Genomic DNA, 18,840 nt, shown 5'->3' with positions numbered 1-18,840 from the left:
AGTTGAGCGTCGGGCTCAGTGGATTGATTTATTGGTTGGCAGTGTGAGTAACGGTGATGCTGTAGCTCGAGATCGGTTTTATTGTTTTTCAGGCGCAAGCGGGCCCTGCCTCCGAGGTCGTGTGGATGACGCGACCTCAGAGGTTCGGTGTTACTTGCATCATCAGTCGCTCAGTTGCCGAGCTCGCCGCAGCACTGCATTGAGCAGCACGTCGCAGCCCATGCGGACATCGTCAGGCAAGGCGTCTTCGGCTTCGTTGTGGCTCAGGCCACCGACACAGGGAATGAAGACCATCGTGGTCGGGCAATGTCCGGCGAGGTGGATGGCGTCATGCCCGGCACCGCTGACGATGTCTTGATGGGGGTAACCCAGCAACTGGACTGCCGAACGTACGGCAGCCACGCAATCGGCATCGAAGGGTGTCGCGGGGCTGAGCCAGTGACGACTGATCGCCAGACTCAAACCGCGCTTGTCAGCCACGATTTGCAAACGCTCGTATACGGCTTGTTCCATTGCGGCAATCTGCTGGTCTTCGTGGTGACGCAGGTCGACAGTAAAGTTGATCCGGCCAGGGATGGTATTGCGCGATGACTTGGCTATCTCCAGCTGGCCCACTGTGACCAGCCCCTTGGGCGCGAAGTCTCTGGCGATGGATTCCAGCACGCTGGCCATTTCCGCGACGCCGAACAGGGCATCCTTGCGCAACGGCATGGGTGTGGTGCCGGCGTGGGCACTGATACCGCCAACCCGCACATCCAGCCAGCAGATTGCCTGGCCGCCAGTGACGACACCCACCGGCAGGCCGTTGTCTTCCAGGATCGGGCCTTGTTCGATATGGGCTTCGAAGTAAGAATCGAAGGCTCGCTGCAGGGGCAGTTCACCACTCTGGCCTATATCGGTCAGGGCCTCAGCAACGCTGATGCCATTGGCATCACGGGCATCCAATGCCGTTTGCAACGGCAGAATGCCAGTGAACACCGCCGAGCCGAACATGGCCGGAGTAAAGCGCGCACCTTCCTCGTTGGTCCACACGGCAATTTCGATGGGCCGGCGGGTTTCGATGCCTTGTTCATTCAGGCAACGCACCACTTCCAGTCCGCTCAGCACGCCGTAGATACCATCGAAGCGGCCACCTTTTGGCTGGGTGTCCAAGTGGCTGCCCATGACGATTGGCGGCAGGCTGTTGTCCTGGCCTTCGCGGCGGGCGAAAAGGTTGCCAATGGCGTCGAACGCGATACTCAGGCCAGCCTCGCGGCACCAGCCCATGAACAACTCGCGACCGGCCAGGTCTTCCCTGGAAAGGGCCAGGCGACAGTTGCCGCCGCGCTCGGTGGCGCCAACTTTGGCCATGTCCATCAGGCTGCCCCACAGGCGCTCACCGTTGACCTTGGATACTTTCATCATTCACCTCTTGTCGCGTGTCTTAATAGCCCAGGGACGTATCGACCGGGTTGTTCAGGGGTTCGCCTCGTGCCAGCCGGCGCGCGTTTTCGGCGATCTGGCTGGCAATGCAGTCGTGGGACGCCGCCGAGGCCATGTGTGGCGTAACGATTAACCCGGGCATACACCACAGGCGATCATCGACCGGTAGGGGTTCATGCTCGAAGACGTCGAGCACAGCACCACGCAGCTGACCGCTGCTCAATGCCTGTTGTAGATCGTCGATGCGTACGTGCTGGCCGCGACCGCAGTTGACGATCACCGCACCAGGCGCCAGGGCCTCGAAGGTTTCAGTGCAGAGAATGCCTCGGGTAGCCGAGGTCAACGGCAGCAGGTTGATCAGAAGATCGAGTCCTTCGAGAAAACCACTGAACGCCTGAACGCCGCTGTGGCACACCACGTTGGGTATGTTTTTGACACTGCGCGCCCAGCCGCGAACGCTGTAGCCGGCACTGGCCAGGTCTTCGGCAATGGCTGCGCCCAGCGAGCCCAGGCCCATCACACCGACCTTGAAGTCCTTTGCCTGAATCTGTACCGGGCGCCGCCAGAGCTGGTCGGGCTGTTGCTGCAAGACCTGATCGAAGCGTCGGTGATAGTGAATCACCGCCCAGCGTACGTACTCGGTCATGCCTTGGCGGTGCGCGGGATCGACCACTCGGCACACGGGCAAGTTCGGGCAGCTTGGATCGGTGTGCAAGTGATCGACGCCCGCGGCGACCGAATGCACCAGTTGCAGATTGGGCAGCGCGCCCAAACTGTTGGCCGGCGGGAACCAACATGCGGCGACTTGTGCTTCACTGGCGACCGGGTCGTCGGCCAGTACCACCCGTATGTCCGGCGCCTGACGGGCAAAGGCCGCCTGGAGCTGGCCGAGCAGGATGCTATCGCGCGACAGCAGTACGACGGTGTTCATGAGCAATAGGACTCGCGCTGATCTTCAATCAAGGTCAAGGCGGCATTCCAGCTCAGCCCCATGATCTCTTCGGCTTCGTCGCGGCCGAACTGTTCTGCGGTGTGTTTGCAGACGTCTTCGTTGGGATAGACCAACTGGCTGCCGCCGGCCAGCGCCGCAACCTGCGCCTGGCAGGCGCGCTCCAGGAAGTGAATTTCGTGGAAGGCTTCAGCCACGTTGCCTCCGGCTGCCAGCAGGCCATGGTTACGCAGGATCATGGCCTTGTGTGGCCCCAGGTCGGCGACCAGTCGTTCACGCTCGGCCAGCGACAGCGCAATGCCTTCATAGGTGTGATAAGCCAATTTGCCGAAGAACTTCAGCGCATGCTGGCTGATCGGCAGCAAGCCTTGCTCCTGGGCGGCGACGGCCATACCGGCTGCGGTATGGGTATGCACCACGCAATTGAGATCCGGGCGGGCCATGTGGATCGCCGAATGAATCACGAAGCCGGCGGCATTGACGCGAGTACGCTCGTTCGCACCGCCCACCACCTGACCGTACTGGTCTATGCGCACCAGGTCGCTGGCTTTCATGCGATCGAAGATCACGCCGTAGCGGTTGATCAGGAAGTGGTGTTCAGGGCCTGGAATGCGCAGGGTGATGTGGGTGTCGATCAGGTCGGTCATGCGAAAGTACGCGACCAGTCGATACAGTGCGGCCAGCTCGCAGCGTGCCTTCCACTCGATGGGGTCGATGTTGTCGGGTGTGTACATGAGAGTTCCTTGTTAATGCGCAAATTGGTTTGCGGTAACGGTGGCTGGCCAAGAGGGTGCCGCCCCATTCATCACCCACCGAAATGCCCTGGATGACGCGTAGCTCTGGCGCCTTCGTGCTTTATCTCGTAGCCTCTATAATTAAGCAATTTGCTAATTCTTAAGTGCTGATTAAGCCACGCTAATAATGGACATCAAGATGAGCAGCAAAAACTCAAATGAAGAGCTGATGCAGGCTAGATGGGGAGGGCGACGTTTTCTCAACGATCGTCTGGATTGGAATTTATTGCGTACGTATCTGGCGATAGGCCAGGAAGGGAGCATCAGCCGTGCTGCGGCGCGGTTGTTCATTACCCAATCGGCCGTTAGCCAATCGCTCAAGCGGCTGGAAGAGCAATTGGAGTGCGCCTTGATTTCGCGCAAGGGGCCACGCTTCGATCTCACTGAGGCAGGAGAAGAAATACTGCGAATTGCCGAAGAGATGTACGGCAACGTGTCGCGCATCGGCTCGGCCATCGAAGGTCCCCAGGATGATGTGGTGGGGAAGGTTCGTCTGCTCTCGATCAGCCGGGTGCAATCGACGGTCTATGATGATTTTCTCGCGAATTTTCATCTCAATCATCCGCGTGTGGAGTTGGAGATAGAGGTTCTGCGCAGCTCCGACATTCTCAGTTCACTGATGCAGAAGACCGCCACCGTTGGTGTCGGTTTATGCCGCATCCCTCAACCCAAGCTTGAGCAGCGTTGTCTGATACGTCAGCGATATGCCTTCTTTTGCGGAAAACGGCATCGCTTTTTTGGCGTGCGGGGTCTGGATCTGGCTGAGCTGCAAGGGGAAAATTTTGTCAGCTTCACGAGCGACCAGATTGGCGGCAATCTTTCGCCGCTTACCGTGTTTCGTGACCAACAGGGCTTCACCGGCAAGATCGTCGCTTCGTCATCAAACTTTGAAGAAATCCGCAGGTTGGTGATCGCAGGATTTGGTATCGGCTGTTTGCCGGAGCACCTGCTCGATGTTGACCTGTACAACGGCATGCTCTGGCGCCTGCCGCCCAGGGATGGTGTGTCCGATGTGGACATTCACTTGCTGTGGAACCGCGAGCAGAAAATGACCCATGCAGAAACTGTATTTCTTGAAAGTTTCCAGCATGCCATTGCAGTTGCAGAGCAATCCGTCGATCAAGAACCCGGCAAGGAAGACTGACTGTTTGATTGGCATCATCGGTGATTGGGGTCTGCGCAATGCGACCCACGCCGGTGATCAGTCACCTCGCATCACACCAGATCCAGGCTCAAAATAAATTACCGACGTCACCATTCTTGTGGCTTGACAGCCGCTCTTAAAGTCATATAGCTTGAAATCGTATACTTTCTACCGAGTGGAGAAGCTGATGACACGTCTAAGAGTTCTTTTCGCATCTACCGCAGCAGCCCTAGGGCTTTCATTGGCAGTTTCTGCACCGGTACAGGCCGATACCTTGTCGAAAATTCGAGAGCGGGGAGTGCTTGTCTGTGGTGTGCACCCTGGCCTGGTCGGCTTCGGTGCGCCCAACAGTGCGGGTGATTGGCAGGGGTTCGATGCGGATTTCTGCAAAGCATTTGCCGCGGCGATTTTCGAGAAACCGAAAGTCAAGTTCGTCCCGCTGTCCGATCAGGCACGTTTCACGGCGCTGCAGAATGGTGAAGTGGATGTCCTCTCCCGGAACAGCACCTGGACCCTGACGCGCGATACCACGATGGGGCTGCAATTTCCGGTGGTGGATTTCTTCGACGGCCAAGGCTTTCTGATCAACAAGAAACTGGGCGTCACCAAAGCGGCAGAACTCGATGGCGCTACGGTCTGCATTCAGCAGGGCACAACCAGCGAGTATGTGGTTCGCAACTTCTTCGACAAGCTGAAGATCACATTCAAACCTGTGGTGATCGAAAGCGGTACTGAGTTCTTCTCGGCCTTTTTCGCAAGCCGCTGCGATGTAATCACCAGCGATGTGTCGCAGTTGGCGGTTATCCGGCTCAACTCGGGCAACCCTGAAAACTACGCCATCCTCCCTGATGTGATCTCGAAATCGCCAATGGGTCCGGTCGTCCGGGGCGATGACAAGCACTTTGCAGACCTCGTCAAGTGGACAGTCTTCGCAACCTTTACTGCAGAAGAACTGGGTATCACCAAAGAAAACGTTAAACAAATGCTCACCAGCAACAACGAGGACATCCGGCGTCTTCTGGGTGTAACGCCTGGTGTGGGGGCAGGGCTGGGTCTCAAGGATGACTGGGTGATCAATGTCATCTCCGCGGTAGGCAACTACAAAGAAATCTTCGAGCGCAACGTGGGTGCAAACACGCCCTTGCAGATGAAGCGTGGCCAGAATTCACTGTGGTCGGACGGTGGTCTGCTGTACGCCCCGCTTTTCTGATCCGTGATGTGAATGGCTCAAACGCCGCATAGATGGCGAATCAGAAACGAGAGGTGAAGGTCATGTCGGCAAGAGATGGCGCAGTTAAACACCAACACCGGGCAGTCACGGTATTGGTCCAGCTTGTAGTACTCACGGCTGTCGTGATTGCGGTTTGGTATTTCGGGCACGTGATCAACGAGCGCCTTACACAGAAAGGGATCAATACCGGGTTCGGCTTTCTGTGGACTCGCGCCGGCTTCGACCTCAGTGAAAGCATGATTGCTTTCAGCGGTGACAAGTCATATGCGTACGCCTTGCTCGCGGGGTTTTCGAACACGTTGAAAGTGGCGCTCTGCGCCATTGTGTTCTCCGTGCTGATCGGGGTATTGGCGGCGCTGGCCCAGTTGTCCAAATTCGGCCTGGCCAGACGAATTGCCAAAGTGTATGTCTCGACGATCCGCAATACGCCGCTGCTGCTGCAGTTGTTCTTCTGGTTCGCTGTTTTTACTTACGGTTTACCGGTAGTCCGGGAGGCTCTGGAACCGGTACCGGGCCTATTCATCAGCAATCGCGGGATCAATTTCCCGTGGCCGACCCCCTTTGCATTGACGGCGATTGTCGCGATCTTTTGCACCCTCGTGGCGTTTCTCTTGAGAAGCGTGAGGACCGGTGGCAGCGCACTGAAAAATCCGGGTGCCTTACTGATACTCCTGAGCCTGATTGCTTTTGTGTCCACGGCCTATGCCCTGTGGTCCGGGCAAATGACATTTGAGTGGCCCACGGCAAGCAAGTTTTCAATCGGCGGCGGCGGGCACTTTTCTCCCGAGTTCATGAGTATGTTCATCGGGCTCTCGGTGTACACGGGCACTTATATAGCCGAAGCGATCCGTGGGGCCGTGCAGTCCATTTCCCAGGGACAGATTGCAGCAGGTTATGCGCTGGGCCTGACGCACTTTGGCGTGCTGCGTTACATCGTGATGCCACAAGCGTTCCGGATCGCGATGCCAGCGGTAGTCAGTGAACTACTGAACCTGATGAAAAACAGTTCGCTCGGTGTTGCCGTGGGATACCCGGAACTGGTTTCGGCGGGAAATACCGCCATGAATCAAACGGGGCAGGCCATCGAATTGATCAGCATTTTCATGCTGGTTTACGTCACGGTAAACATTATTACGACGCGGGTAATCGGTCTTTGGGAGAAACATTATGTCTGGTGATCTGAATAATGGTGTCCAAGTGTCGATTCCCGCACCCTTGACGCTAATCCAGCGCCTGAAAGGCCTGGGCTCGGGCATGCCAACCCGGATTGTGCTCGGCGCACTGTTTCTTTGGGGCGTCGTTTTGGTTGGCCCAGGTATCTTCAAATGGTTGTTGCTCGATGCAACCTTCAGCGGCGATGCCGCGCTATGCCACCAGAACGGAGGCGCTTGCTGGGCGTTCATCGGCACCAAGCTCAATCTCATCCTGTTCGGGGCCTATCCTCCCGAGTCGCTTTGGCGTCCGATCACCTTCGTTGCATTGATCGCGGCGGTTGCGCTCTGGTGTTTGTTTCGGGTCCGTCATCACACAACAGCCATTGTGCTGTGGGTACTGGCTGCGTTGATTGGTTATCTATTGATGAGTGGCGGACTGTTCGGTCTTGAGTCAGTGGATCGTGCGCGTTGGGGTGGACTGCCGATTACCCTGCTGATCAGCATTGCCGGCCTTGTTTGCGCGTTCCCTCTGGGTGTACTGCTGGCGTTGGGTTGTCGGTCGCAGATGCCGCTTGTCTCTGTTCCGTGCCGGCTTTATGTGGATCTGATTCGCAGTGTTCCGGCGATCACCATTGTCTTCATGACCTTTGCGATCATTCCATTGATACTTCCGGACGAGCTTATTTTCGACAAGCTTTTTCGGGCAGGTATCGGTCTGTCGCTGTTTACCGCCGCTTACTTTTCCGAAGCCTTGCGCGGTGCCCTGCAAGCACTTCCAGTCGGTCAGCGCCAAGCGTCGGCAAGCTTGGGGTTCGGCTATTGGGGCAGTCATGCCTACGTGATCTTGCCGCAAGTCATCGCCCATTCGCTGCAACCGATTGCCAACATCGCCATCGCGTTCGTCAAGAACAGCTCGCTGTTGATGATCATCGGACTTTTCGATTTGCTTGGATCGGCAAGATCAAGCCTTTATGACGAAAACTGGCAAGGGTTCTACAAGGAGCTCTATCTGTTTGTCGGTGTCATCTACTTCGTTATCTGCATGTATATCCAACACTACGTCGCGTCGATTGAACGTGAGCGTAGGGCCCGCCTGTATCAATAATGGATGCCTCCATGAAAGAAATAATCGAAGTACCGTTTTTATCTGACGCGCTCAGGCGTTTGAATACACCGACCTCTTTGCTGATTCGCTCGGGTTCAATGCTTTATACCTGTGGCCTGCCACCGCTCGATCCGCTGACCGGGAATATTGTTCGAGGCACGATTGCTGAACAGACTCACGCTGTATTGCAGGTGATGAAAGTTGTTCTTGAATCGGCAGGGTCGTGCCTCGATAACGTCGTGAAAACCACGATTTTCGTGACCGAACCATCGATGATGGATGAGGTGAACGCCGTGTATCGCAAGTATTTCCCCGAGAATCCACCCGTCCGCTCATTCGTTGCAGTCAAGCCTTGGCCATTTCCGTTTGATATTGAAATCGATGTAGTCGCCCATCTTTAGAGATCGGCTGTACTGGATTGTAGTTTGTAAGAAGTAACCGCTCTCTTGGTAGCTACAAGCTATTCACTTCGTCGTTTTAATGTTTATACCCATGAACTCGAACTGAGTTGCTTCGACATTTAAGACTTTCTGCCAGATGCGCCATGAAGGATTTTATTCAATGAAGAATGACATTGCCGTATTAGATTCAACTCAAGTGGCCAAACTGATCGGTCGGATTGATGTGTTGTCCGCAATGCGTCGTATGTTCCTGGCGTTGGGACAGGAAAAGGCTGTGCAACCTCCACAGCTGCGCAATCCATTTCCCAATGGGCAAGGCAACTTTATCAGCTACCTTGGAACGCTTGCCGAGGAGCGGGTCTTTGGTGCAAAGCTCTCACCCTATATCCCGCGTCCGGAAGGGGCCCTGGTGACGGCCTGGACGTTGATGATGTCGATGGATGACGGTCAACCGCGCTTGCTCTGTGATTCGGGGCAATTGACGGCTGAGCGAACAGCGGGCACGACAGCGCTCGCCGTCGATTTACTTGCGCCCGCGCAGGTCAGCAAACTGGCCGTAGTGGGAGTAGGGCGGTTGGGGCAAGCGCATGTCCGGCATGTTTCGGCATTGCGCGAGTGGGGGGATATCAGATTGTACGCACCCAACATTGACGCTCTACCAGTGTCCGGGCAGAAGGCACTCCGGGACCTCGATCCGCGCGTCAGCATTCATGCCGAACTGGCCAGTGCCGTTGATGATGCAGATGTCATCCTGCTGTGCACCTCGGCCGGTCATACGGTGCTTGACCCTGCAGTGCTGAAAAAGCCTGCGCTGATCACTTCCATTTGTACCAATGCCCCACTGGCGCACGAAGTACCTCCTGAATCCCTGCTGAACATGAGCGTCTATTGCGATTACCGGGCTACAACGCCCGACAGCGCAGGGGAAATGCGCTTGGCAAAAGACCAGCATGGCTGGCTGCCCGAGAGTATTTACGGGGATTTGCCCGAGCTGATGACGGGAGCCGCCCGGCTTCCCGATCCCGAGCGCCATACCTTCTTCCGTTCAATCGGACTGGGGCTGGAGGATATCGCCATTGCCAATGAACTGTATCAGTTGCATATGATGGACAACTGAATAGAGGTTCAGAAGTCGTTCTGCCTATTTCAGCGTAATAATAAGCCGGGGGATGGAAACATCCCCCGGCTTGTATTCGGGAGGGTGCCATGGCAGCTGTTACCGATACGCTTAAGCTGTTTCTCTGCGGCGACGTCATGACTGCCCGCGGCATTGACGCAGTACTGCCGCATCCTGGTGATCCGCGGCTTTACGAAGCTTACGTCAAGAATGCCGGCGATTACGTCCGGCTGGCAGAACGAGTCAATGGCCCGATTCCCCGCCCGGTCGATTTCACCTATGTCTGGGGCGCTGCGCTGGATGAGTTAGAACTTCGCCAGCCACACGCACGCATCATCAACCTGGAAACTGCAGTGTCCCGCCGCGGACGACCGGAGCCAAAGGGCATCAATTACCGCATGAGCCCGGAGAACTTCCCGGCCATCAGCGCAGCCGGCATCGACTGCTGCGTGCTGGCCAACAACCATGTGCTGGACTGGGGGGCTGCCGGCCTAGCCGATACGCTGGAGACCCTGGCGAGCAATGGTATGTGCAGCGCCGGCGCCGGGCACAACCGGCAATCTGCCGAAGCGCCCGCCGTGTTGCTGCAGCCTTGCGGGCGGCGCTTGCTGGTGTTTGGCCTCGGCGCACCCGACAGCGGCATTGCGTCGGACTGGGCCGCCACGGATAAGGGCGCGGGCGTTGCGCGGCTGGAGGACCTGTCGATGCAAAGCCTGCGCCCTGTGGCCAAACGGATTCTCGAGGGCAAAAAACCGCGGGATCTGGTGGTCGCCTCCATTCACTGGGGCGGCAACTGGGGGTTCGATATCCCGCGCGAGCAGCTCCGGTTCGCCCATGCCTTGATCGACGAGGCGGGAGTTGACGTGGTGCACGGGCATTCCTCGCACCACGTCAAAGGCATCGAGGTGTACCGCGAACACCTGATTCTCTATGGCTGCGGTGATCTTCTGAACGATTACGAAGGCATCGAGGGCTACACAGCCTTTCGCGGCGACCTGGGGCTTCTATACTTTGCCTCGCTGGACCCGGGCGGGCACCTGCAGTCGTTGGACTTGATACCCACCCGGCTGTGTCGCTTTCGCATCTGCCGTGCTGTAGGGGATGACCGTCAATGGCTGCACGACACTCTTTCTCGCGAGTGCGCACGCTTGGGCACCAGCATCCAGCCAGGCGCGCAAAACGCCTTTGAGTTGCGTTGGTGAACCCCTTTGGCGACTCGGCGTGATCAATGTTGCAGGATCTTCGAGAGGAAGTCCTTGGCACGCGGGGAGCGTGCTTCGGGAGAGCCAAAGAACTCTTCTTTTTTGCAGTCTTCAATGATTTTTCCCGCGTCCATGAAAATCACACGGTCACTGACCTTCCTGGCAAAGCCCATTTCGTGGGTGACACACATCATGGTCATGCCCTCGTTTGCGAGCTTGATCATCACGTCTAAAACCTCGCCGACCATTTCCGGGTCCAGTGCCGAAGTGGGTTCGTCAAACAGCATCACAATCGGGTCCATCGATAAGGCACGAGCAATTGCCACACGCTGCTGCTGGCCACCTGAGAGCTGCCCTGGGAACTTGTCCTTGTGGGCGCTCAGGCCAACACGATCGAGCATTTTCAGACCCCGTTTGAGCGCCTCGTCCTGGCCACGGCCAAGCACCTTCATCTGGGCGAGCGTCAGGTTTTGCGTCACGGACAGGTGTGGAAACAACTCGAAGTGCTGAAACACCATGCCGACCCGGCTGCGCAGCTTGGGCAGGTTGGTTTTCGGGTCCGAGAGGCTGATACCGTCGACGACAATTTCGCCTTTCTGGAAGGGCTCCAGTGCATTTACCGTTTTGATCAGCGTTGATTTGCCAGAACCGGAAGGGCCGCACACCACGACGACTTCACTCTTCTGTATTGCGGTAGAGCAGTCGCTCAGTACCTGAAAGTTACCGTACCACTTGGAAACATTTTTTATGTTGATCACGGTGGTTGTCCTGATGTGGTTGCAGATGGCGCAAGAGGGACGAGGACCTGATCGCAAACGGCTGACCAGGGCGCCTCAGTCTCTTCCTACTGTAGAAAGTATACGATTGTTTATTCGCCAACGACAACAACAAAGCGATGAATCAGGCCCGCATTTCAGATGAATGGGGAGAGGGGCTGGACTGTGGTTCGAGGGGGCCAGGCCGAGGATGTCGTCCTTGTTCGTTTTCGTATAATCGTATACCGTCGTAAATAATGATGTTGTGCTCGTATCTGCGAAACCCAGACACGCCTTTAAATCGCTCCTGGCCACTTAGTGTCATATGTCTAACCAATCACCACTGAAATACATTGCAGGTCTGATTCCGCTGGCACGTGTGTCCGCACCGCAATTTGTTGCGGCCGTTATCAGGGAAGCCATCGTCACCGGCGCGCTTTCCGGTAGCGAACCTTTGCGTCAGGACCTGATCGCAACAGAACTCAACACCAGCAAGGTGCCGGTTCGCGAAGCGTTACGTGAGCTTGAAGGTCAGGGACTGGTCCAGTTCCTGCCAAACCATGGCTTCATGGTGACGCAGCCCTCACTGCATGAAATGAACGAGTGCTTTGAATTACGGGCGGTTCTAGAGCCGTTGGCCGTCCGCCATTCGGTACCGCTCTCGACACCCGAGCAACTTGATGCTGTCGAGCGCATCATCGATGAGTTCGAGAAGGTTCAAGATCCGATCTTGAGCAGTCAATGGAACCTCTCGCTTCATACGGCGCTTTATGCTCCGGCGCGAATGAAGCATCTGGAAAACATGATCATCCGCGCGCACACCGTCGCGCAGCGTTATACGCATATCTACATGCAGTTGCGCTCAGCAGGGATTGATAGCCAGGACGAGCACCGCGCGATCCTCGCGGCGTATCGGGCTAAAGATGTGGAGGCGGCGGTTGCGTTGATGACAAAGCATGTCAAGCAAGCGTCGGATGAGGCGGCTGAGTACCTGAAAGATCACTTTGAGCAAAACTGATCGGGGACTCGGGGCATTTAGAGCTCATGCGGGCTAACGTGCGAAAGCTCGTGTCTGAAGGCAAAAAAGAAGGTGCCCGCGCACCTTCTTTTGTCTCGCTTATCTGGACTTCAATACCTTCGGATTGGAGTTGCCCCAGATCGTGTACAGGTCCGCCAGCAACGCGCCGTTGATGGTCTCAAGTTCTGTCTGGGTAATCTCTTCATCGCCTTGCTTGCCATACAAAACGACCTCATCTCCCGCCTGCACGCCCTTGATACCACTGACGTCGACCATCAGCGTGTTCATGGTGACCTTGCCGATCACCGGCGCGCGTTGGCCGTGGATCAGCACTGAAGCCTTGTTGGAGAATGCTCGTCGATAACCGTCGGAGTAGCCGGCCGGGATGTTGGCGATCAACGAGTCTTTGTTCAGGGTAAAGGTGCGGTCGTAGCTGATCGTACTGCCCGCCGGGTAGGCGTTGACCGCCGCGACCCGCGATTTGAACTGCATCACCCGTTGAAATTCGTTATGCCCACCCACTGGGTAGCCATAGAGCGCAGCCCCCGGGCGAACCATGTCCAGCCAACCTTCCGGGACCTCAAGGGTGGTGAAGGTATTGGCGCAGTGCAGGGTGATCCGGCTGCGGTCCAGTTTGGCGTGCTCGATCAGCCATCCGGACTGCTCCTTGAATTTGGCGAGTCCCTGAAGGACATCTTCTCGTTCTTCGACCGGGAAGTGGGTCATGATTCCGACGATGTTCAGATGATCCAGTCGGGTCAGGTCAACCGCCTGTTGTTGACCTGCAGTCGTGCTCATTTCCAGACCGTTGCGGCCCATGCCCGCCGAATTCAGCGCCAGGTGAACAGGCAGCTTCACGCCTTTGCGGGTGGCCAGTTCATTGAGCTGACGTGCAACCTCCAGGTTGCCGACCAGTTCTTCGATGTTGTAGCGCAGTGCATTCTCGACTTCTTCAACAGTAGCGCTGCGCAAACGCATCAGGCGCCCCTTGAAGCCTTTTTCCCGTGCAACACGCGCCTCCTCGTTGCTTGCCACGCCGATACAGGTGATGCCCATCCGGATGGCGGAAGGGATCAGTAAACCGATGCCATTTCCATAAGCGTCGGCTTTCATCACGGCACACATCTGGCTTTTACCCGCCAGTCGTTGCTGAAGCTTGGCGATGTTTCCTTCGAAGGCCGCCTGATCAATTTCCAGCCAGGTATTGGCCTGGCCTGATTGATTGTCGGCGCGAGCGTGTGCAGGTGTGGGATCGAGTAAAGGGGCGGCATTGACCACCGGCATCATTGCCGTCAAGGCCAGGGCGAGCGTCAGCGTGCTGAGCATGAAACGTGGCATATCGAGTCTTCCATAGTGGATGAGGAATGGCCCCATGCTGGCGTGGATTTGGCATCAGCCAGGTCCATCAGGCATTGAGCGAACAGCCATGGAATTTTTATGCAAAGGCGTCGTTTGTTTATGTGGTGTTCCGCCGCTCGCGCAGCGGATGACGCTGTAAAACGGGATTAAACGACCGAGGGGCTTTTTCATCTCACCAGTGATTTTCATTTGATGAGTCTCGGTGTTGAGCGCCCATTTCAGCAAAAGCGGAATCGGCTGCCGAGTTAAAGCGTTCAACATTCTGAGTCGAGTGCCAATGGGATAACAGCCGAGTCGGCGGCAGGGGAGGAGGGAGAATAACCGCACTCACTTCCTTTTCTTGAAAGGCTCCCATGCAAACGACTAATACGGTGTTGATGATTCAACCTTCGCGCTTCTCCTTTAACGTTGATACCGCCGCGAACAATCGTTTTCAGAAGTGCTCATTGCCTCAGGATCAGGCGCAAGCTCGGGCCCTCGAAGAGTTTGATGGCTATGTAGCGGTATTACGCGAGCAAGGGGTAGAAGTGCTGGTTGCCCAGGACAGTGCATCCCCCCATACACCCGATTCGATTTTCCCTGACAACTGGTGGAGCAGTCATGCCGATGGCTCGCTGGTGCTATATCCGATGCAGGCTGCAGATTAAGCATGAGAAATAGCCTGAAGTTCAGCCACAAGATCCTGCTGGCCGTCTCTCTGATTGTCATTGCCGCATTTGGGTTGGTTACGGTCTACAACGACTATCTGCAGCGCAGCGCCATTCGTAAGGAACTGGACAGTTATCTGCACGAAATGGGGGGGATCACCGCGAGCAATATTGCCAACTGGCTTTACGGCAGGGTGTTGTTGATGGAGAACCTTTCACAGTCGGTGGCGATAAATCCGTCTGCGGAAAACATTACGCTTCTGCTCAAGCAACAAGCCTTGGCGTCGACCTTTATCGCCACCTACGTGGGAGACAAAGACGGTAAGTTCATCACCTATCCAGACGCCAGGATGCCGGAAGGCTACGACCCTCGTGCCCGCCCCTGGTACAAGGATGCGGTCAACAGCAGCGGGCCGACCGTCACCGAGCCTTATATCGATGCCACGACCGGCAACCTGGTGATCACCGTCGTCAACGCGATCAGCAAGGCCGGGCAGACCCAGGGCGTCGCTGGCGGTGATCTGGGCCTGCAGGCCATTGCCGACAGTATCAATGCCCTGGACTTCAACGGCATGGGTTATGCCTTTCTTGTCAGCGCCGACGGCAAGATTCTGGTCCACCCGGACAAAACGCTGGTGATGAAGACGCTCACAGATGTCTATGCGCAAAATACCCCGCGCATCAGTGGAGATATCCGCGAAGTTCGCGCTGATGGCAAAACCCGCATCGTCACGTTTGCACCGATCAAAGGCTTGCCGTCACTGAACTGGTACATCGGTTTGTCCATTGACAAGGACAAGGCGTATTCGATGCTCAGCGAGTTTCGAGCTTCAGCCCTGATCGCTACGGTTATCGCCGTGCTGATTATTGTCGCGTTACTCAGTCTGCTGATCCGGCTCCTGATGCAACCATTGCAAGTGATGACCCGGGCGATGCAGGACATTGCCGAAGGAGAGGGCGATCTGACCAAACGACTGAGCATCCACACGCAAGACGAATTCGGCATGCTCGGCACGGCGTTCAACCGCTTTGTCGAACGGGTTCATGGATCGATCCGCGAGGTTTCCTCGGCCACAGAACAGGTCAACGAAGTGGCCCTGCGGGTGGTCAGCGCTTCCAATTCGTCGATGCTCAACTCCGACGAGCAGTCCAGTCGGAGCAACAGCGTGGCGGCCGCCATCAACCAGCTCGGTGCCGCCGCCGAGGAAATTGCCCGCAACGCCGCCCAAGCCTCGCACCAGGCCAGCGATGCCCGTGGCCTGGCCGAAGAGGGTCAACAGGTCGTTGAAAGAACCATCCAGGCAATGAACACGTTATCCGGGATGCTCGGCACTTCGAGCGGTAATATCGAGAACCTCAACAGTAAAACAGTGAACATCGGGCAGATCCTGGAGGTGATCACCAGCATCTCCCAGCAAACCAACCTGCTGGCGCTCAACGCTGCCATTGAAGCTGCCTGTGCCGGTGAGGCAGGGCGCGGTTTTGCGGTGGTTGCCGATGAAGTGCGCAACCTGGCCCATCGCACCCAGGAATCGGCGCAACAGGTACAGACGATGATCGAAGAACTGCAAGTCGGCGCCCGCGAGTCGGTCAGCACCATGAGTCAGAGTCAGCGTCACAGCCTGGAAAGCGTGGAAATCGCCAACCTGGCCGGCGAGCGCTTGAATAGTGTGACCCTGCGAATCGGAGAGATCGATGGCATGAACCAATCGGTTGCCACGGCCACGGAAGAACAAACCGCCGTAGTCGAGTCGATCAATAGGGACATTAGAGAAATCAACACCCTGAATCAGGATGGCGTGGAGAACCTTCATGCAACCCTGCGAGCCTGTTCCGATCTGGAACAGCAGGCGGCTCGCTTGAAACAGTTGGTGGGCAGTTTCCGTATCTGACCCATCAACGCCGTGACGACAGTTGCTGCGGCTCGAGAAAGGCATAGTGGAAGTAATCACGCATGGCCTGCTAAACCCGCGGTACCGAAGTAAGCAATCGGTCCAAACCTAACTAAACTAAACAGTCATTTAGTTTAGTTATAATTTATGGTTATCAGCAGGAGAGGGTAGCTCATCTGATGAGCCAGGGTTAGCTCATCCATGCTCGCTATCTTCCAAATATGTACGGTATCTTTCAAGGGCACGCATAATCGGAACGTATAATCAGTAGCAAGCCCCGTAAATCAAGGGTTCCAGCCATCTGCAACGGCCATTAAAAGAAGTATGCAATGGGTCATTTTCCAAGCTGGATGCTTCAGAGCGCTCACAATTACCTGAAAGCTGCTGAGGTTTTGGACGCGCAGAACCTGCCGCACGTTGCCCAGGTCAATGCGGCGATTGGTATGGAAATCCTGCTCAAGAGCTTTATTTCTGTGCCTGACCAGCATCAAGGTACATCCGGCGAAACCCACAAACTCGACGCCGTAGCGCTGGCCGCAGCTCACCAGCATCTGCAAAGCGCTGACAAAACCCGCCGTAAAAACCCTGATAGGCATGATTTGCTGACGTTGTTCCATGCGATGCCCGAAGCGATTCGTCGCAGCTTGGCCCTAGACAGTCAGGAAGATTCCTTCGAGAGATACCGCGACGTGTTCACCAACAGCCGATATCCGTATGAGTCGAGCAGCTGGAAATATTCCGATCCGGTACTGATGAGATTGCTGCGGTGGACGCTGGCCAACGTGGTTGGCTATTACAAGGAGCAAGGTTCGCAGGATCCATTCGTCCTGGATTACATCGCTGAGGTGCAGGCACGAGCTGCAGGAGAGTGATCGAGGCCTGGGCCTGGCTTCAAATCTGTCGAGATTTGCTAAAGCTGCGAAAACTTCATGCTGTTGAAAAAAATAAACATTATTCAACATTAAGACAGGCTCCGCTGCCCTTCTTGATATTTTCGCCGCTTTAACTACTTTTTATCCAACTATTGCGTATTTTGCCGTGGGGTAAACCCATGCAACAAATAAGCATAACCAAGGGTTCCCTGGTACTGGTTGGTAATAAACAGCTGGAGATTATTGGCGCCGTTTCGTCAAGCAAGATCAAGGCCGTCGACATTAGGACAGGGGAAGTGGTTTTGGTGTCGCCTGGCGAAATCGAGTTCGAGCTAAAAAAAGCTCCAACTTTTCTCTGTCTCGTAAGTGATCCCGCAGAAAGCGCACCGTCCATCGAAGATGTAAATGAGGCCGACCTGCAGTTGGCGTCAGACCGGTTTGCCGTCCTGTTGCCGCTGGCTGGCAAAAGGCATCTTTCCAAGCAAGATATGGTGCGATGCACTACTGCGCTAAAGCTGAGCGCGGCGCAGGTGTACAGATTGCTGGCCAGACTGGACTCTGATCTTGGTCCGATGAGCCTGCTACCGCGGCAACGCGGCAGATCCAAAGGAATCAAATTGATCGACGCATGCGCCGAGGACATCATCCAGGAAACCATAGATGAGTGCTACGGCGGTCCTGGGGCCACCTCCCAGCGCATCATCGAAATAGTCAGGGAGCGATGCCTGGCGATGTCCATTCAGGCTCCAAGTGCAACCACCATTGGCAACAGGATTAAAGCTCGCAGGCCGCGCACACTGTTGGCGAAGAGGTCCGGAACAAAAGCTGCGCGGCAGGCTTACGAGGTCCGGGGAGGAAAAGTCCAGCCTGAGGCGCCACTGGAGCTGATCCAGATAGATCACGCTCTTGTCGATTGCATCATCGTAGACAGTGAACAGCGCCTGCCTTTGGTACGCCCCTGGGTCACCATCGCTATCGACGTTTATACGCGAGTGGTGCTCGGCTTCTATTTGTCCTTGTCGTACCCGTCGGCAATGTCGGTGGCGCTGTGCATCTCCCATTCGATATTGCCCAAGGAGCGCTGGTTAAAGGCGTATGGCTTTACTGGTGAGGAGTATCCGTTCTACGGCATGCCGAAAAGAATCCACGTCGATAACGCCAAAGAGTTCAGGTCAAAAAACTTATCCGACAGCTGTCGGAAGTACGGCATTGAGTTGACGTTCAGGCCAAAGGGCACTCCTCACAATGGGGCCCACATTGAGCGCCTGATTGGCACGTTGATGACAAAAGTCCATATGTTACCCGGCACCACCATGTCCTCGGCCAAAGAAAAGGGTCATTACAAGAGTGATCGGCATGCGGCGCTGTCGTTTCCCGAGTTCCGCGAGTGGTTCATCCGAGAAGTCGAGATCTATCACGTGACGACGCATTCTGCGCTCGGCTGCTCACCGCTGCTTCGGTGGGAAAAGCATTACCAAAACAAGGATGGCAGCTTTGCCTATCCGCCGATTATCGAAGATCGAATGCGCCTGTTGATTGACTTCATGCCGGTCAAGAAGCGAGTGATCGGCCGGGCGGGTATCAGGCTTAACACGGTCGACTATTACTCTTCAACCTTGAAGCGCTTTGATATCGGGACACGATGCGTAGTCCGTTACGATCCGGAGTCATTAAAAAAAGTATGGGTCCTTCCGAACGGTGAACAGACATACATAGAGCTGAGTTACGCGGATCTGCGGTTGAATCGCCCCGGGTTTCGTAGACACCTCCATGCCTTA

The 18,840-nt window shown here is 56.0% G+C and carries 17 protein-coding genes and 1 pseudogene; 12 read left to right on the top strand and 6 right to left on the bottom strand.

From position 1 onward, the window contains the following. Positions 1-162: 162 nt before the first annotated feature. Genes PMI29_RS26435 through PMI29_RS26445 form a run of 3 tightly spaced genes read right to left on the bottom strand, consistent with a single transcriptional unit; the run spans position 163 to position 3,105 of the window. Entirely contained in the window at positions 163-1,401 is a 1,239-nt protein-coding gene (locus PMI29_RS26435; RefSeq protein ID WP_007994124.1) for a Zn-dependent hydrolase, read from the bottom strand. A gap of 22 nt (positions 1,402-1,423) precedes the next feature. Continuing rightward, positions 1,424-2,353, bottom strand: a complete 930-nt coding sequence (locus PMI29_RS26440) for a 2-hydroxyacid dehydrogenase (protein ID WP_007994122.1) — start codon at positions 2,351-2,353, stop codon at positions 1,424-1,426. Beyond that, positions 2,350-3,105 (bottom strand): class II aldolase/adducin family protein, encoded by a 756-nt coding sequence (locus tag PMI29_RS26445; protein WP_007994121.1) that lies wholly within the window; start codon positions 3,103-3,105, stop codon positions 2,350-2,352. Before PMI29_RS26445 ends, PMI29_RS26440 begins: the two co-directional genes overlap by 4 nt. A gap of 199 nt (positions 3,106-3,304) precedes the next feature. Between PMI29_RS26445 and PMI29_RS26450 the strand changes: the two genes are divergently transcribed. The 7 genes from PMI29_RS26450 to PMI29_RS26480 all read left to right on the top strand — a co-directional run bounded on the left by PMI29_RS26450 (position 3,305) and on the right by PMI29_RS26480 (position 10,519). Beyond that, on the top strand, positions 3,305-4,309 hold the full coding sequence (locus PMI29_RS26450; protein ID WP_007994119.1) for a LysR family transcriptional regulator: 1,005 nt from the start codon (positions 3,305-3,307) through the stop codon (positions 4,307-4,309). Positions 4,310-4,496: 187 nt separating this feature from the next. After that, positions 4,497-5,519, top strand: a complete 1,023-nt coding sequence (locus PMI29_RS26455) for an amino acid ABC transporter substrate-binding protein (RefSeq protein ID WP_007991054.1) — start codon at positions 4,497-4,499, stop codon at positions 5,517-5,519. A 62-nt stretch (positions 5,520-5,581) separates the two neighbouring features. Then, positions 5,582-6,718, top strand: a complete 1,137-nt coding sequence (locus PMI29_RS26460; protein ID WP_007994116.1) for an ABC transporter permease subunit — start codon at positions 5,582-5,584, stop codon at positions 6,716-6,718. Continuing rightward, a complete protein-coding gene (locus PMI29_RS26465) occupies positions 6,708-7,799 on the top strand; it encodes an amino acid ABC transporter permease (protein ID WP_007994114.1) in 1,092 nt (363 codons plus the stop codon). The genes PMI29_RS26460 and PMI29_RS26465 overlap by 11 nt, the downstream gene beginning before the upstream one ends. A gap of 11 nt (positions 7,800-7,810) precedes the next feature. Then, positions 7,811-8,200 (top strand): RidA family protein, encoded by a 390-nt coding sequence (locus PMI29_RS26470; protein ID WP_007994113.1) that lies wholly within the window; start codon positions 7,811-7,813, stop codon positions 8,198-8,200. 160 nt (positions 8,201-8,360) lie between these two features. After that, the gene (locus PMI29_RS26475; protein ID WP_007994112.1) at positions 8,361-9,317 is read left to right on the top strand and encodes an ornithine cyclodeaminase family protein; all 957 of its coding nucleotides are present in this window, start codon (positions 8,361-8,363) and stop codon (positions 9,315-9,317) included. Between the two features lie 89 nt (positions 9,318-9,406). Beyond that, complete coding sequence (locus PMI29_RS26480; RefSeq protein ID WP_007994110.1) at positions 9,407-10,519, top strand: CapA family protein; 1,113 nt, start codon at positions 9,407-9,409, stop codon at positions 10,517-10,519. A 23-nt stretch (positions 10,520-10,542) separates the two neighbouring features. Here the strand turns inward: PMI29_RS26480 and PMI29_RS26485 are convergent, their stop codons facing one another. Further along, entirely contained in the window at positions 10,543-11,277 is a 735-nt protein-coding gene (locus tag PMI29_RS26485) for an amino acid ABC transporter ATP-binding protein (protein ID WP_007994108.1), read from the bottom strand. 322 nt (positions 11,278-11,599) lie between these two features. Here PMI29_RS26485 and PMI29_RS26490 point away from each other — a divergent pair, with 322 nt between their 5' ends. Next, a complete protein-coding gene (locus PMI29_RS26490) occupies positions 11,600-12,292 on the top strand; it encodes a GntR family transcriptional regulator (protein WP_007994106.1) in 693 nt (230 codons plus the stop codon). 99 nt (positions 12,293-12,391) lie between these two features. On the opposite strand, the gene alr is transcribed toward PMI29_RS26490, so the two are convergent. Further along, positions 12,392-13,630, bottom strand: a complete 1,239-nt coding sequence (gene alr / locus PMI29_RS26495) for an alanine racemase (protein WP_007994103.1) — start codon at positions 13,628-13,630, stop codon at positions 12,392-12,394. Positions 13,631-13,684: 54 nt separating this feature from the next. Beyond that, the gene (locus PMI29_RS31875) at positions 13,685-13,912 is read right to left on the bottom strand and encodes a hypothetical protein (RefSeq protein WP_157221345.1); all 228 of its coding nucleotides are present in this window, start codon (positions 13,910-13,912) and stop codon (positions 13,685-13,687) included. Positions 13,913-14,004: 92 nt separating this feature from the next. On the opposite strand from PMI29_RS31875, the pseudogene PMI29_RS26500 reads away from it, so the two are divergent. The 4 genes and pseudogenes from PMI29_RS26500 to PMI29_RS0129840 all read left to right on the top strand — a co-directional run. After that, positions 14,005-14,286, top strand: a pseudogene (locus tag PMI29_RS26500) (arginine deiminase-related protein); the annotation flags it as partial. Between the two features lie 14 nt (positions 14,287-14,300). After that, positions 14,301-16,190 carry a methyl-accepting chemotaxis protein gene (locus PMI29_RS26505; protein ID WP_007994099.1) on the top strand — a complete coding sequence of 630 codons (1,890 nt, stop codon included), beginning with the start codon at positions 14,301-14,303 and terminating at the stop codon, positions 16,188-16,190. Positions 16,191-16,519: 329 nt separating this feature from the next. Continuing rightward, positions 16,520-17,062, top strand: a complete 543-nt coding sequence (locus tag PMI29_RS26510) for a hypothetical protein (protein ID WP_007994097.1) — start codon at positions 16,520-16,522, stop codon at positions 17,060-17,062. A gap of 179 nt (positions 17,063-17,241) precedes the next feature. After that, a partial coding sequence (locus tag PMI29_RS0129840; RefSeq protein WP_007994095.1) for a Mu transposase C-terminal domain-containing protein occupies positions 17,242-18,840 on the top strand: 1,599 nt, incomplete at its 3' end.

Source organism: Pseudomonas sp. GM49 (assembly GCF_000282355.1).
Classification (GTDB): Bacteria; Pseudomonadota; Gammaproteobacteria; order Pseudomonadales; family Pseudomonadaceae; genus Aquipseudomonas.
This window is presented reverse-complemented; position numbering and strand designations above follow the sequence as displayed.